The following is a 14,881-nucleotide window of genomic DNA, read 5'->3' as shown; positions in this document are numbered from 1 at the left end:
CCTACCTCAATGCATCTGCAATAGCTTTTGCAAGAGATACACGTGAAGTGTCTGAAGATAAACTGTTGGTTCCAATAATCTTATTGGCTCCGGCTTCATAAATCCTGCTAGCACCATTATTGGTTAAGATTGCATGTACGCAACATACGTCAATTGATGAAGCGCCATACTGCTTTAAAATGTTTATGGCATTTACAATGGTTCCGCCGGTGGCTATGATATCATCAATGATTATTGCATGCATTCCCTTGACACTGTCAACATTGACCGTGTTTTCACTTTCACTGTCACATCTCACATCAACAATCCTTGTTTCAACCTTATCCGGTCCCAAACGGACTTTAGTTAAATATGTGCAGTCACAGCCAATGATTTCAGACATTTCCTGCGCAAAACCGTATGCTCCTTTATCAGGTGCGATAATTATCGGTTTTTCATCGCCTTTTTTAAAGTATTTCTTATCCAAATACTCCGCAATTGAAGGCATTGCCGAAAGGTTTCTTGCCGGAATGTCAAAGAAGTTCAATACGCATTCCTCATGAATATTGAAAGTGATAAATTCATCAGCGCCGGCCGCTTGGATTAAATCGCAAACTATTTTGGCTGAAATTGTTTCACCCGGATTGAAGCGTTTTTCCTGTCTGGCGTAACCCATATACGGGACTACAACCTTAACTTTTTTAGCTCCCAAATCCTTAAGATTGGATATCAGGAACAATAATTCCATCAGGTTTTCATCCTGAGGATATCCGGTTGATTGAATAACTGTCACTTCGTCTTCAATTTCCCCATCAATCCTTATATACCTTTCTCCGTCCGGAAACTTACGAGTTTCAACATAGCACAATTTCTCTGAAAGTTCTCTTGCAACACTAGCTGCTAAATCTTGTGAAGATGAACCGCCTATAATCACATTATCACCAAAATACTTATGAAGTAATATATGTTTTAATTCATTAAAAAGGTTAAGTATTAATATTTAAAAGGTGCTATAAAATAATCATGGAAAAAATTCACATAATTATGATAGCTGTCATTGCAGTAATTTTTATGTTTTTGCTTGCAACTATAAACAGTCCGGTATTGGTTGTTGCGGAAGATGACGAAGAATACGGAGGTCTTGATATGGCTGCGGAATTCAGCATAAGGGGATTTAGTTGGGTGTATCCTGGAAGTTCCTTTAATGAATACGGCCAAACATTGCACAATGTCCACTCCGACCATCCGGAAGACCCTTATGGCGCTGTAAAACACATTATGGAATATACTTATAACGAAAGTCCATTTCTGATCATTAGTGTGAATAATGCCGCCGCCCAGTCAATATTCGGTTTTAACATTATTGACAATATCCGTGCAAATGACGGGTATTTCGGTTATGCCGGAAACAGCAACGTTCAAGGATCAATGACAAGAGGGGACGCCATGAGTGTTGCAATGCTTCAAAATGGGATTAATGTTCCGATGATTCCGATACAAATATTGCTGGGAAATATCAAATTCATCCTAGTCTAATTATCTTTTTTTTCAATGCATCATCACATAAAATGAGAGCGCAACGCCGACAAGGGATATTGCCAATTGGATAATTCCGTGTTTTCTGATTGTCGGGTGCCTTGATTGGACCAGATAAAACGGCATGAAAAATCCGAAGAATGCAAATGCTCCTGCTTGAGTATTTTTTAACAGCATCCCTATTACAAAACCGCTCCAGGATAAAAAAATAGTTATAATATAGGATATGATAATCGCTTTATTATTGATTTTGACATCTTCAGGCTTGAGGACTATGAAATTTCTTGGCTGAACGCCTTCAACTAAAGGAGTGCCGCATTTAGCGCAAAAATCATAATCATCCTGATTAACAAATCCGCAGTTTCCACATAATCTAGTCATTATTTAAAGTTAATATCTTTTAATATAAATTATTTTTCCAATTTCATAGCTATTTCCTGGAAAAATTCACCCCGATAATTTTCATTTGTTAATTGCGAATAATATTTAAAGCCCAATTTTTCCAACACCCTTTTTGACTGAATATTTTCACATTTATAGCTTGCATAAATCTGATCTACATCCAATTCATTGAATGCCCTATCAATCAAGACCTTTGATGCTTCAAAAGCATAGTTATTTCCCCAATACTCTTCAGCAATCCAATAACCCAATTCAGCTGAGCCTTCACCCCACCAGTGATTTGTATCCGGATGGAATAACAATCCCACACAGCCTATTGGAATTCCCTCATGAACAACAGCATAGGTTTCCCTTTTTGAAAACACAGTTTTGATAATATACAAACTGTCTTCAACACTTTGATGAGGCGGCCAGCCCGCAATCGGGCCAATGTTGGGATTTTTAGCGAAGTGATACAAGCATTTTGCATCGGATTCCTTCCAGGGCCTTAATGTCAGATTAGGTGTTTTCAAAATCATTGATAATAATATGTTTTGAGATAATTTAAAATTTTAACACAATTTATTAACTATTAATTACATAAAATTAAGTATGAAAGTTAAGGATGGAATTATTGGTTTGATTGTTGGTGATGCATTGGGCGTTCCTGTCGAATTTAAATCAAGAGATGAGCTTGAAAAAAATCCCGTAACTGAAATGAAAAGCTATGGAACTTATTCACAGCCTGCAGGAACATGGTCTGATGATTCATCTATGACAATAGCTACAATGACAAGCATTATTAATAAGAAAGGAATTGATTATGACAATATAATGAATGAATTCTGTCAATGGTCACATCATGACAAACACACAAACAGTGACGATGGCTGTTTTGATATCGGGAATGCCACATCCAAGGCCCTTAATAAATTTAATTCTGGAACTCCTGCCCTAGAATGTGGAGGATTAGGCGAATGGGATTACGGTAACGGATCACTCATGAGAATTCTTCCATTAGCATTTATTCCAGATATTGATTATGAGACAATCGGAAACATTTCCGGTTTAACACATGCGCATAAACGAGTGAAAATTGCCTGTATCTTATATATTGAAATAGCCAAATCAATGCTTGCAAATAAGAATCTGAGTATTGATGAACACATTTCCAATGCAAATGAAAAAATTAAAGAATACTATAAAGATTCAAAATCTTTAGAATCCTTTAAAAATATCTTTGACAATTATTGTCCTGAAGAGCATTACGGAAGAGCCCATGCAATTTATACTTTAGAAAGCGTACTCCATTGTCTTAGAAATACTGACAATTACAAAGATGCAGTTTTAAAAGCTGTTAATATGGGTCATGATACCGACACAACCGCAGCAATATGTGGAGGGCTGGCCGGAATTTATTATGGTTTTGATTCAATTCCTATAGATTGGATAGAACAAATCAATAGGATTGATGAAGTGCTTTCATTATGTGAAAAATACGAGGCGTTTTGTGATGAATCTTAGTGAAACTATCAAAAATATTAGGGCTACATGCGAGAATTATGTAGACCCTAATCTGCTTGCTTTTTTAATTGACGATGACAACTACATGGGAACCAACAACATTCTGGAAATCGAAGGATATGGAATTGAAGATGACGACTCCTATGAAGAGAGGCTTTTGAAAATCCACAAAAGCGAAAACATGTTCCTGGCGATGGGCATGATGACTTTCATGCCGATAATCAATGAATGTGACTTGTTTTCTACAGAAGATTATAACATCAAATTAACGCAAGAGGAATTTAACACCTATGCCGATGAGGAAGAGAAATTGTTCGGCATATTAATCAAAAAAGACTCCCTCAAATTTGAACCTCCCCGACCTTTTAGAGGTCGGGGATTCGCAAACCTAAACACATACAAATGTTTTAGGGTATTTTACTGCACCGTAGTCCCTACGGTCATTTTTAATCCTTTTTTAAGGATATTTTTTGAAGCATTAACATCACGATCATGATGAGCGTTGCAATGTGGACAGTCCCATTCTCGTATTCCTATCTTTCCTATTCCTGCCACGCTTTTATTTTTATTGCCGCATTCGCAGCAGATTTGTGTGGATGGAAAATGTTTAGGAACTTTTATGAATTCAACACCCTCACGTTGGCATTTGTATTCTAATTTATCTAGGAAAATACGTGGAGCATTTAATTGTACTTTTTTGCTGAAGTGACTGTTTTGTTTCCATGCAATTATATTTTCATTTTGAACCGCAATGAAAGAAGAATTTTTAACAATATAATTAGTTATCTTGTCGTAATAATCGTTCCTTTTGTTTATTAATTTTGTGTACCATTTGTTTAGTTGTTTTTTTGCTTTTAGGTATCTTGTGGATCCTGGTTTTCTGTGGCTCATTTCTTTTTGGTATTGGATGATTTTTTCTGCTTCATATCTCAGGTCCAGATTGGCTATCTCTTGGGTGTTTGAAAGAACAGCTAGTTTACCGCATCCAATATCTATTCCTACTTGTTGTAAAGGTCCGATTATTTTTTCGGGTGTGTGTATGCGTTTAATATTGAAAACAGCATAATATTTATCATTGACTTTTTTGACAGTTACATGTTTGATTTTTACTGTGGAATCATATTTGTCGCTTGCTTGGTGAAGTAATTTTAGGTATTTTTTACTGGTTTTGAATTTCACCAATCCCAATTTGGCAAGTTTTATTTTATCGTATCCGTATTTGTCTTTTTGTATTCTTACATTGTTATTGTTGTTTATTATGCGGAATGTTTCTTTATTTGTTTTCTTGCTTTTATATACGGGAAATTGTGCTTTTAGATTTACATTATAAAAATTTATCATAGCACGTATAAAATCCCTTTGTGACTGCTGTATGCTGCTGGATTCTGCGTTTTCGATAAATGAATATTCCTGTTTTAACATATTTAAAATAACATTACAGGATTTGTCATTGACAATTATCTTATCAACATCATAGCCATAATATACCAATAAACGTTTAAAGTCGTTAATAAACTCTAATTCTTTATTGTAGATGAAACGTGATATTCCAATATTAGACTCAACAGCACTAATATTAACTATCTTTTCACCTTTGTCATTCCTTTGTGCTTTTGCAGGATAAATCCTAACCTCAATATTCTCTTTAACAACATTCATAACCATAAAAACCCTTTAAAACATATTTTTTCCACAAATGAAGTAACACCATTTTATAATAAGTATTATATAGCTATATAAAAAATATAATTTTACCAAGAGCATTTGAAAACAAATCGCATCAATAAAAAAAATAATAATTATTTTAGTTATTTTTTTCTCTTTGCCTTTCAAATATAATTTTCATAGTTTCTATATTTTGCTCCACTAGACGTAGTGATAAAATAACCTGTTTTCCAAAAAGCACTCTTCCAAAAAAAAACATTTTAATAACCAGGACAATCTCTTTTAGATAATCCTTTACTGCTTAGAAGTTTTTATATGCATTAAATAAACCTAACAAGGATTGGTACTATGCATAGCATCCAAAATAGTATAATGAATAATTGATCAGCTTCCACTTATTTATACCCCTCAACTCTAAACACCATTACTTTACCACCAAATATCTGAAAAAATATAAATCATCAAAGAATCAAAAAAATATTCCTAATCAATCACTATTATGGTATTTAACAACCAAAACCAAAATGAAAAGTTAACTTGTATACCGAATGTTGATTCCTAATCCAAATCACTACTAATGATAATAATATAAACAAAAAAAGTATTTAAAATCATCTATTACAAACGCATACCAATTACTAACACATAATAAAAACACCCACTCCCCAACTTGCAATTCATCCCCGACCTAAAAGAGGTCGGGGTATTCTTGCATCATTTATGATAAAACTGGGCAAACAGATGTCTGCAACTGCGCGTTGACGCATCTTTTGAGGAATTTGAAAAAACAGATTGTGAATTCTACAACACAATAGAAAAAAATAGTAAAAGAAAAAATAATAGAGTAATCCAACTTAATTGGTAGTTGGATTATTTAAAGTAGTTTGCGGAACCTTATCTACAACTTTAGAACCGATGTTTTTCATCTTTTCAATTAGCTTGTCTTTGCTGGATCCGCTAATTAGAATATTTTCCAAAACATCACTTAAAGTTTCAGTCGGAATGATTTCAATCATGTCTTCGTATTTCTTCTCAATCATAACATCTTTTAAGTTAGATTTCGGAATCAATACTTTTTTCATTCCGGCTTCGGCTGCCGCTTCGATTTTGGCGGTTGCTCCACCTATAGGCATTACATCTCCACGTACATTTAGTGAACCTGTCAATGCAACAGTCTGATCGATTGGAATTTCTTCAATCGCTGATATTACTGCTGTTGCAATGCTAACACTGGCTGAGTCACCTTCAACCCCGTCATAAGTCTGGATGAACTGGACGTGAATGTCATAATTGGAAATGTCCTTGTTGGTGTATTTCTTAATTAACGCACTAACGTTTTGAACAGATTCCTGAGCTATCTCACCCAATTTACCTGTAGCAATGATTTGCCCGCCGTTTTTGGACTGAGTCGGTGCCGCTTCTGCTGCGATAGGTGATACAATACCGCTTCTATCACCAATTACTGCAAGACCATTGACAAGACCTACCTTCCCTCCTTCAGAAGATACCATACTGTAGTCTTTTCTTTGGATGATTGACCTGTCTGCTATTTGCTGTTCAAGGGTTCTTGCGAATTTCTTAGCTTCGACAACATGGGCTGCAGTTACGATGTCTGCTCCTTTTTCAATAGCCACATCACCTGCAGAACGTACAAGTCCGCCCAAGTCTCTTAATCTTAAGGTTAATGCATTTTGCTTACCTGATCTTCTTTTCGCTTCCATGATGATTTCATCCAATGCATCGGGAGCGAAATGAGGGATTCTTCCATCATTTTTGACTTCCTGGGCTACGAACTGAACCAGTTTTTCCCTGTTTTCAGTTGTATCGTCCATGTAATCCTTCATGAATACTTCATAACCGTATCCTCTGATTCTTGATCTCATTGCAATGTGCATTCCTTCAAGAACCTGAAGGTTTCCTGAAGCCACAAGAACAAAATCACACGGTACGGCCTGAGATCTTACCATTGCACCACTTGAGTTTTCGCTTTGACCTGTGATTGAATATTTTTTCTCCTGCATTGCAGATAATAATTCCTGTTGGGTTTTCATACTCATTGTACCGATTTCGTCAATGTATAAAACACCCCTGTTGGCTTTATGAATCATTCCTGCCTCTACACGTTCATGCGCAGGAGTACCTAATCCTCCGGATTGGTACGGGTCGTGACGTACATCTCCCAATAATGCTCCGGCATGAGCTCCTGTTGCATCCATGAACGGTGCAAAACGGGACTCTTCATTATTCACCAATAATTTTGGAGACATATTATTGGATTTAGGTTTAATTTGTATTGATATAAGTAAGATTAATGCTGCTGCAATGATTGATTCCAGTAATCTGCCATACATGAATCCTATTACCAGTATTCCTCCAATTGCAAACATTGTAATGATAGTTTTTCTTTCTTCCTGGCCTTTTGCTGAGCCTTTTGTTGCTCTTACTATTTTTTTACCTTCCCCCGCAGGGACTGATCTTACTAATGGGTGGTTGTTGTCTTCCATATTAGGATATACTAAAATATCTTGTAGTGTTTCATGTGGTAATATCTGCGCCATACCTTTTGCAAGCATTGATTTTCCAACGCCCGGATCACCAATCAGCAAAACGTTTCTTCTCTGTTTTGCCGCTTTTTTGATTGTTTCGATGGATTCTTCATGTCCTATAACTTGATCAATTAACAAAGGTGGGACTTCAATATCTTCTGAACTTTTAATATTGTTATAATCTAACATAGGTTTGGTTTCTTCACCATCGCCGGAATCAGCAATTTCTGGTTCAACGACTACATCAGCAGAATCTTCAATTGATTCTTTTTCTTCAAATTTCATAAACAAACCTCACTTCGTTAAAATTCATCATTAAAGAATTAAGTTACATATACTATATAAATATTATTAAATTTACAATATATAAAAAGTTTTCTATTTTACTAAATAAAAGTTACTAAAATAAATTTAGCTATCAGAAAAATTTAATCAATGATAACTTGATTCATATCAATGATTAGAAAAAATCTAAAAAAACAGTAAATTTTAAAATAATCAACATAAATACAAACTATTTTTAAAAATCAAATAAAAATCATATTTATAGATAATAATATATATTATGAAGCCAATATAATATAATACAAAATAAATATTCAATAATTTATTTTTGTTAATCGAGTTTGTTGGTATGATTGATATCAGTCTTAAATCCCCAGATGTAGAATCATACCTCAAATTAGATTAACTAAATCTCCTTTTTAAATTATAAATAACATTACTTCAATATATCTTATCATGACAAAATGTATCATGGTTCAAGGAACATCCTCCAACGCCGGAAAAAGTATGCTCGTGGCAGCATTATGCAGAATTTATAAGAATAGGGGATATAAAGTAGCTCCCTTTAAATCACAAAACATGTCCCTAAACTCATACACCACAAAAGAAAACGGCGAAATTGGAATAGCCCAAATGCTACAGGCTGAAGCGGCAATGGTTGAACCAAGCATACACATGAATCCAATTTTACTTAAACCGAAAGGTGATTTTACCTCGAATGTCATCATCCAAGGGAAATCCATTGGAGATATGAACTTTTATGATTATCAGCACAAATACCATGATACCGCACTAAAAGCGATTCATGAAAGCTTTGAAATATTATCCGACCAATACGACGTCATCATCATTGAGGGAGCAGGTTCCCCTGCAGAAATCAACATGAGAAAGCAGGACATTGCAAATATGGAAATTGCACACATGGCGGATGCCAATGTGATTCTGATTGCAGATATCGAAATGGGAGGAGTGTTTGCAGCAATTGCAGGAACCTACGTCCTTTTAGATGATTATGACAGGTCACGCCTCAAAGCCACTGTGATAAACAAATTCCGGGGAAACCTTGACATTCTGAAACCCGGACTGGACAGAATTGAAGAGATAACTGGAGAGCCCGTACTGGGTGTTTTGCCATACGATGAAACCCTGAAGTTACCTGAAGAGGATTCCGCATCCCTAACCACTCACGTTTTTGCTGAAGATAAAGACATAAGTATCGCAGTTATCCGTTTGCCGAAAATTGCAAACTTCACAGATATTGACCCCTTCGAATATGAGGAGGATGTTGCCCTTAAAATGATTGGAATCAACGAGGAAATTGGAGATGTCGATGCAATAATAATCCCAGGAACCCGTAACTCAACAGAGGACATGTTCGCACTGCGCGAAAGCGGCCTGGCAGAAAAGATAATCGAAAAATCATCCGAAATACCAGTAGTGGGAATATGCGGAGGCCTGCAAATCCTGGGCAATGTTATCCATGATGAGGAAAGACGTGAATCAAAACATGGCACAATTGACGGTTTGGGCCTGCTGGACATCGAATCCAGCTTTTCAAGATCAGGCAAAATCGTTACCCAATCCGTTGCAACAATACCTGAGAATCTGGAAGGCATTGCAGGGGAAATATTCAAAAATATCATCGGGGAAGAAGTTACCGGCTATGAAATCCATGAAGGAACAACCGAACTTTTAGGCTCCTCAAGATTATTAAACGTCGAAAAAGGTCAGGGAAATAACGACGCAGGAGAAGTTGACGGAGCTTCATGCGAGAATGTGTTTGCAACATATTTCCATGGAATATTCCACAATTATAACTTCAGAAGAGAATTCTTAAATTATATCAGAGTTAAAAAAGGCCTTGAAGCAAAATACGGCGAAGATCCATACGAAACTCAAAAAGACTACTCCCTAAATAGGCTTGCCGAAATCGTTGAAGAACACCTTGATATGGATGTCATTGACAAACTGCTGTTCGGTTAATTTAACATAGAAATAATGTTCAAGAAATTGATTAAACCGCATTATTTAAAAACATAAACAAACATAATTATTAATATCAAATTCATGGAGATTTAAAAAATGATTTTAGATGTAAAAGCAACTAACAAAATAAACGGTGAAGTTATTTCATACAAATTAGAAGGCGATGCAGACAACGGTTTCTTATATGAAGGAACCCACATGCAAGAAGTGGCTGATAACAAAATCAGAGAAGTCAACAATAATTTAATCTTACTCGGTTCTCCAATTTACACTATCAAATCTGGTGAAACCGCAGCTATCGACCACATGACCTTCGATATTGAAATTACAGCAGAATAATTCTGCTTACTCTTTTTTTATTTTACTTTATATCTTGAACCCTCTTTTTTGCCATCAATCATATTATGGTTTTGAATATTTTTCAATTTCCACCCTAATATGAAAAACATTTTATAATACCAAATTAATAGAAAATATTAGTTAGATATAATTTTACATCATATAAAATAATTTTACAAAATTTCACTTTCATAAATGAAATATCTCGCAAACATATTTGAAATGAGTGATAAAAATGGAAAAACAAACAAAAGAACGCTTGGGTGAAATCCGAGCGGCCCTTAAAAAATATGGCTTCGATGAAATATTGGGCCAAACAGCAAAAAGCAAAATACGCAAAAATGATGAAGAAACCTCTGAAATATTATTGGATGAAGAACTTCCCTTAAAATTAAGATTAATGCTTCAGGATTTAGGAACCACATTCATAAAGTTAGGCCAACTACTGAGTACAAGGCCGGATATTGTTGGGGAAAGAATTGCAGATGAGCTGGCTAACCTGCAAGACGATAACCCGGCCATAAGCTATGAACAAGTTAAAAAGATAGTCGAAAGAGAACTTAATGGAAACATTGACGAACTGTTCGAAGACTTTTCACATGAGCATTTGGCTACTGCCTCCATAGGTCAGGTTCACGAAGCCAGGCTAAAAACCGGTGAAAGAGTGGCCGTGAAAATACAAAAAGAAGGCATTACAGATAAAATTGACCTTGATTTAAGGATAATGAAATACATTGCCAACCGTGCCGATAAATTGAACTCCAACCTTCAGAAGATAAACCTGCCTGGAATCATGGAAGAATTCGACCGTTCAATTCACAAGGAAATAGACTATAATAATGAATTTATGAATATGCAACGCATTGAACTGAACTTTGAAGACAATCCTGAAATCCATATCCCCGCCACATATTCCAAGTATTGCACATCAAAAGTTTTAACCATGGAATTTATTGACGGGACAAAATTAAATGATGTCTATCAAAGCAGCGGGGACGAATTCGACAAAAAGCTTTTAGCTAGAAACGTTCTTGATTCCTATCTCCAGCAACTATTCATTGACGGCTTCTTCCATGGGGACCCTCACCCTGGAAACATCATGATACTTGAAAACAACGTTTTATGCTATCTGGATTTGGGTATGATGGGATTCTTTGATGAGGAATTCAAGAAGAATCTTTCCGAATTGATGATAATATTTGTCGACCAGGACGTCGACGGATTGATAAACCAATTGATGTATATGGACATCCTGGACTATTCAATCAATACCCGACCTTTAAAAAGAGATCTGAACGACCTGTTCGGAAGATATTTCGGCGTTGAACTTAATCGTTTTAATGGAGTCCTGGAAGACCTTCTTAATCTCATGCAGGAATATGGGGTCATCCTTCCAAATGAATTCGTTACAATGGCAAGAGGTTTATCAATGATTGAAGCTATTGCTCACAATCTCGATCCGGAAATTGATATCTTCGCCTCAATCACACCGATTGCAAAGCAGATTGCAAAACAAAGAATCAACCCTAAACAGTATCTGAAAGGTAAGAAAAGCAATCTGATTTTATATGAACATATGCTTCAGTCTTTGCCAAAACTTCTTACAAGAACCATACACAAAATCGATAATGAAGAATTGCAATTCAGGTTTGAAGTCGACATTACTGATAAGGTTTCAATAATTGCATTAGTATCCGCACTTATTATCGGCTCTTCAGTTGTTTCATTTGGACCAATGGTCTTTGATATGCCGGTCATATCCTTAATTGGTTATATAATAGCTATAGTGTTGAGTATTATTGGCATAAAGAAATTTTTGTAAAGCGATATTATTATGGAGAGCTTCTCTTCATAATTTCTTTTTCTTATTTTTTTCTCGTCATTAACAAATATATCTATATTTCCATAGACAAGCAAACTTACTCAATCCTGCATTTGAATTCAAAAAATATAAAATACATGTTGATAAAAGTAGTATTATGGAAATTTTTAGGATTATGTGCGAATTACTTATTCCGATTTTAGTATTTGGAGCTTTATTTGTTATCGGAAACATTATTTATAAAAAGTTAGTTAATAGTGAAAGTAGAATTTTAAATCCGGCGGAATATTTTCCCGAAGAGGAACTTGAAACATTGAAACAGGTTTTTTATCTGATAATGATGTTAATTTTCTTCTTTTTCATATTATACATCACAATAGTTCAGACAAATGAAATACTTCCTATTGCTCTTTTACAAATCCTCATATCCTTATATATTGCTTTAACATTGGATTATGATTCCTGGAAAAATAAAATGCTGTTTTTCCTCCTGGTGCCTTATGAATCCGTAATGCTGCTTATTACTAATGACATTCTCTTAATATGGCCTATTTATATAATTCATATTCTGCTTTATGCATATTTCATTAAGGTATATTTTGATAAATTCAGGCAATATACCGAGACAAATGGCCTTGGAATAACAATTATATTACTATTTTCTGTAGTATTTCTAAGCTTTATTGTCACATTATTTGCCGAGGGCGTCGAACCATTGAATTCCATCGTCATGGTTTCAAATGCGTTTACAAGTAACGGTTATGCGATACTGGGCAACACCGGCGTTGGTAAACTGACAAGTCTGCTTTTAGTTTGGAGCGGATACACCATATCCGGCGTAGGTACTGCAACATTAACCGCTGCGATTCTATTGAAGCATAATAAGAAACGTGAAAAAGAGTTGAATGAACGTTTGGACGAGTTGGAATCATTGATTATCAATAACAAATAATGTCCTATTTTAATTACTTCCAATGATTGAAATTCAAATAATATTACGAATTTGGTGTTTATGTTAAACAAATTTTTCAAATTGGAAGAAAACAATACAAACTTAAAAACTGAGTTTCTAGCAGGTTTAAATACATTTTTAGCGATGGCTTATATTTTAGGTGTAAACCCTGCAATGCTTTCACAAGGGAGGAATGTCTGCAAAGGGGGCTTTTTTTGCAACCGCTGCTGCTTCAGGGATTTCCTGCATCATCATTTTCTCCAACATCACCAATTAAAAGTGGTGAATCAGGATTGTGCAGTTTCTGATTCTTTCTGACCAACTTCATGTTGGTGTTGGCATAATACACTTCAAATTATCTACTACTTTTTCGATTTTTGTTTGATAGAATGCGAACAAATAATGCTCGAAAAGTAGGTGAATTATCTACTACTTTTAATAAAAACAAGTATTATCTATCTTCAAAATAATTATTTAAAAACCAAAATGAGTTTATCAACTCAGAGTTGATAAACTCCCTAAAAAAGGACATACTTCCTAAAAAGAGTATGGTTTCCAAGATGTTAAATCACTTCATTATCCCTTAAAAAATCAATTAAATTCAAATGAATTATTCCGTCATGAGACATATCCACATCATCCATGGATATTACGTATTTTGGATAATTATCTTGAATACTCTTTAATGGTTTAAATTCTCTTTCAACAGTTTCTTCACTTGCCAATAAATAAGAAACTTGAATGTAAATGAGTTTGTTTTGTTTTTTGCATACAAAATCCACTTCCAGGCTATCAACTTTACCGATGGTGATTTCATATCCTCTTCTTAAAAGTTCCAAATAAACAATATTTTCGATTACACGAGTGATATCCCGTTGATTGTTTCCTATTATTGCCTGTCTAAAACCCAAATCACACAGATAATATTTTTCATCATATTTTAATATTCTTTTACCCTGTAAATCTTCGCGCTTTACCTGATAAATCAGGCATGCATTTTCAAAGAATTTCAGATAATTGTAAATTGTATTTACAGATAAGTTTACCATATCCTGCTTTAGTCTTTTATGAATCTTATTTGCAGAAAAGGGCTGGCTAATGTTATACATTACAAATCTCATAATCCTTTCCAACAAGTCGACATTTTTAACATTATTTCTTTGAATTATATCTTTAAGGACAATAGAATTGTATAAATCCATTAGAATTAATCTTTTATCATCGCCACTATAGTCAAATGTTGAAGGCATACCCCCATCTTCCAAATATCTGTAAAAATGAGATTTAAAATCAGAAGTAATTTCATAGTAATCAAGATATTCCCTAAAAGAAAATGAATATATGTTTAATTCGACATAACGGCCGGATAAATATGTGGCAAATTCTCCAGACAATAATTTTGAGTTTGATCCAGTAAGGTATATGTCATAATTTTCTTTTGCAAAGTAAGAGTTGATTAATTTTTCCCATTGGGGAACAACCTGTATCTCATCAAAAAATAGATAAATTTTGCCGTCAATATTTTCAGTTTTATGAGATATGAACTTTTCAAGCTTTTTAATATTATCTATTTCAAAATAATCACTTAATTCAAAGTTGATCCAAACAATATTATCTTCAGGTATTCCTTGTTTTATTAATGAATCAATAATTTGTTTTAATATGGTTGACTTTCCAGAACGTCTTGTTCCTATTAAAACTTTAATGATATGTTTATTTATAAAGGGATTGATTTTATCAATATAATCTTTTCTTTGAATAATCATTAAAATCACACTTCTTTTTATAATTATTAATTTATCATAACTATAATATAAAGTTTTCATTATAATGAAAAGTAAATAATAAAATTAATATTGTTTTCAG

At 34.4% G+C, this 14,881-nt stretch carries 13 protein-coding genes; 7 read left to right on the top strand and 6 right to left on the bottom strand.

The genetic code is table 11. The features are described from left to right. Position 1: 1 nt before the first annotated feature. A complete protein-coding gene (locus IJF99_RS01515; RefSeq protein WP_292791118.1) occupies positions 2 to 913 on the bottom strand; it encodes a ribose-phosphate diphosphokinase in 912 nt (303 codons plus the stop codon). 89 nt (positions 914 to 1,002) lie between these two features. Between IJF99_RS01515 and IJF99_RS01510 the strand changes: the two genes are divergently transcribed. Continuing rightward, positions 1,003 to 1,515 (top strand): hypothetical protein, encoded by a 513-nt coding sequence (locus tag IJF99_RS01510; RefSeq protein WP_292791113.1) that lies wholly within the window; start codon positions 1,003 to 1,005, stop codon positions 1,513 to 1,515. A 12-nt stretch (positions 1,516 to 1,527) separates the two neighbouring features. Here the strand turns inward: IJF99_RS01510 and IJF99_RS01505 are convergent, their stop codons facing one another. Then, the gene (locus IJF99_RS01505; RefSeq protein ID WP_292791112.1) at positions 1,528 to 1,896 is read right to left on the bottom strand and encodes a zinc ribbon domain-containing protein; all 369 of its coding nucleotides are present in this window, start codon (positions 1,894 to 1,896) and stop codon (positions 1,528 to 1,530) included. 29 nt (positions 1,897 to 1,925) lie between these two features. Then, the gene (locus tag IJF99_RS01500; protein WP_292791111.1) at positions 1,926 to 2,435 is read right to left on the bottom strand and encodes a GNAT family N-acetyltransferase; all 510 of its coding nucleotides are present in this window, start codon (positions 2,433 to 2,435) and stop codon (positions 1,926 to 1,928) included. Between the two features lie 73 nt (positions 2,436 to 2,508). Here IJF99_RS01500 and IJF99_RS01495 point away from each other — a divergent pair, with 73 nt between their 5' ends. Beyond that, the gene (locus IJF99_RS01495) at positions 2,509 to 3,420 is read left to right on the top strand and encodes an ADP-ribosylglycohydrolase family protein (protein ID WP_292791109.1); all 912 of its coding nucleotides are present in this window, start codon (positions 2,509 to 2,511) and stop codon (positions 3,418 to 3,420) included. Further along, positions 3,410 to 3,916 (top strand): hypothetical protein, encoded by a 507-nt coding sequence (locus tag IJF99_RS01490; protein WP_292791107.1) that lies wholly within the window; start codon positions 3,410 to 3,412, stop codon positions 3,914 to 3,916. The genes IJF99_RS01495 and IJF99_RS01490 overlap by 11 nt, the downstream gene beginning before the upstream one ends. On the opposite strand, the gene IJF99_RS01485 is transcribed toward IJF99_RS01490, so the two are convergent. Together IJF99_RS01485 and lonB are read right to left on the bottom strand one after the other, a co-directional pair. Further along, positions 3,838 to 5,085, bottom strand: a complete 1,248-nt coding sequence (locus IJF99_RS01485) for an RNA-guided endonuclease TnpB family protein (RefSeq protein ID WP_292791105.1) — start codon at positions 5,083 to 5,085, stop codon at positions 3,838 to 3,840. The two genes, IJF99_RS01490 and IJF99_RS01485, sit on opposite strands and share 79 nt — an antisense overlap. An 854-nt stretch (positions 5,086 to 5,939) precedes the next feature. Next, complete coding sequence (gene lonB, locus IJF99_RS01480) at positions 5,940 to 7,820, bottom strand: ATP-dependent protease LonB (RefSeq protein WP_292791228.1); 1,881 nt, start codon at positions 7,818 to 7,820, stop codon at positions 5,940 to 5,942. Between the two features lie 552 nt (positions 7,821 to 8,372). Between lonB and cobQ the strand changes: the two genes are divergently transcribed. The 4 genes from cobQ to IJF99_RS01460 all read left to right on the top strand — a co-directional run bounded on the left by cobQ (position 8,373) and on the right by IJF99_RS01460 (position 13,015). Continuing rightward, a complete protein-coding gene (gene cobQ, locus IJF99_RS01475; protein WP_292791103.1) occupies positions 8,373 to 9,899 on the top strand; it encodes a cobyric acid synthase CobQ in 1,527 nt (508 codons plus the stop codon). 99 nt (positions 9,900 to 9,998) lie between these two features. Continuing rightward, on the top strand, positions 9,999 to 10,241 hold the full coding sequence (locus IJF99_RS01470) for a hypothetical protein (protein ID WP_292791100.1): 243 nt from the start codon (positions 9,999 to 10,001) through the stop codon (positions 10,239 to 10,241). Positions 10,242 to 10,476: 235 nt separating this feature from the next. After that, positions 10,477 to 12,063 (top strand): AarF/ABC1/UbiB kinase family protein, encoded by a 1,587-nt coding sequence (locus tag IJF99_RS01465; protein WP_292791098.1) that lies wholly within the window; start codon positions 10,477 to 10,479, stop codon positions 12,061 to 12,063. A gap of 157 nt (positions 12,064 to 12,220) precedes the next feature. Then, positions 12,221 to 13,015: a hypothetical protein gene (locus tag IJF99_RS01460; RefSeq protein ID WP_292791093.1), complete on the top strand. Its 795-nt coding sequence runs from the start codon at positions 12,221 to 12,223 to the stop codon at positions 13,013 to 13,015. Between the two features lie 563 nt (positions 13,016 to 13,578). On the opposite strand, the gene IJF99_RS01455 is transcribed toward IJF99_RS01460, so the two are convergent. Next, positions 13,579 to 14,778 carry an ATP-binding protein gene (locus IJF99_RS01455; RefSeq protein ID WP_366931235.1) on the bottom strand — a complete coding sequence of 400 codons (1,200 nt, stop codon included), beginning with the start codon at positions 14,776 to 14,778 and terminating at the stop codon, positions 13,579 to 13,581. Positions 14,779 to 14,881: the final 103 nt, after the last annotated feature.

Source organism: Methanobrevibacter sp., from assembly GCF_017406825.1.
Classification (GTDB): domain Archaea; phylum Methanobacteriota; class Methanobacteria; order Methanobacteriales; family Methanobacteriaceae; genus Methanocatella.
The sequence above is the reverse complement of the archived record's forward strand: the minus strand, read 5'-3'. Positions and strand labels throughout refer to the sequence as shown.

Bases quoted from the DNA above. Each gene is read 5' to 3' on its own strand.
- cobQ (WP_292791103.1), top strand. From the start codon at position 8,373: ATGACAAAATGTATCATGGTTCAAGGAACATCCTCCAACGCCGGAAAA.
- IJF99_RS01490 (WP_292791107.1), top strand. From the start codon at position 3,410: ATGAATCTTAGTGAAACTATCAAAAATATTAGGGCTACATGCGAGAAT.
- IJF99_RS01505 (WP_292791112.1), bottom strand. From the start codon at position 1,896: ATGACTAGATTATGTGGAAACTGCGGATTTGTTAATCAGGATGATTAT.
- IJF99_RS01510 (WP_292791113.1), top strand. From the start codon at position 1,003: ATGGAAAAAATTCACATAATTATGATAGCTGTCATTGCAGTAATTTTT.
- IJF99_RS01485 (WP_292791105.1), bottom strand. From the start codon at position 5,085: ATGGTTATGAATGTTGTTAAAGAGAATATTGAGGTTAGGATTTATCCT.
- IJF99_RS01495 (WP_292791109.1), top strand. From the start codon at position 2,509: ATGAAAGTTAAGGATGGAATTATTGGTTTGATTGTTGGTGATGCATTG.
- IJF99_RS01465 (WP_292791098.1), top strand. From the start codon at position 10,477: ATGGAAAAACAAACAAAAGAACGCTTGGGTGAAATCCGAGCGGCCCTT.
- IJF99_RS01500 (WP_292791111.1), bottom strand. From the start codon at position 2,435: ATGATTTTGAAAACACCTAATCTGACATTAAGGCCCTGGAAGGAATCC.
- IJF99_RS01470 (WP_292791100.1), top strand. From the start codon at position 9,999: ATGATTTTAGATGTAAAAGCAACTAACAAAATAAACGGTGAAGTTATT.
- lonB (WP_292791228.1), bottom strand. From the start codon at position 7,820: ATGTTAGATTATAACAATATTAAAAGTTCAGAAGATATTGAAGTCCCA.
- IJF99_RS01460 (WP_292791093.1), top strand. From the start codon at position 12,221: ATGGAAATTTTTAGGATTATGTGCGAATTACTTATTCCGATTTTAGTA.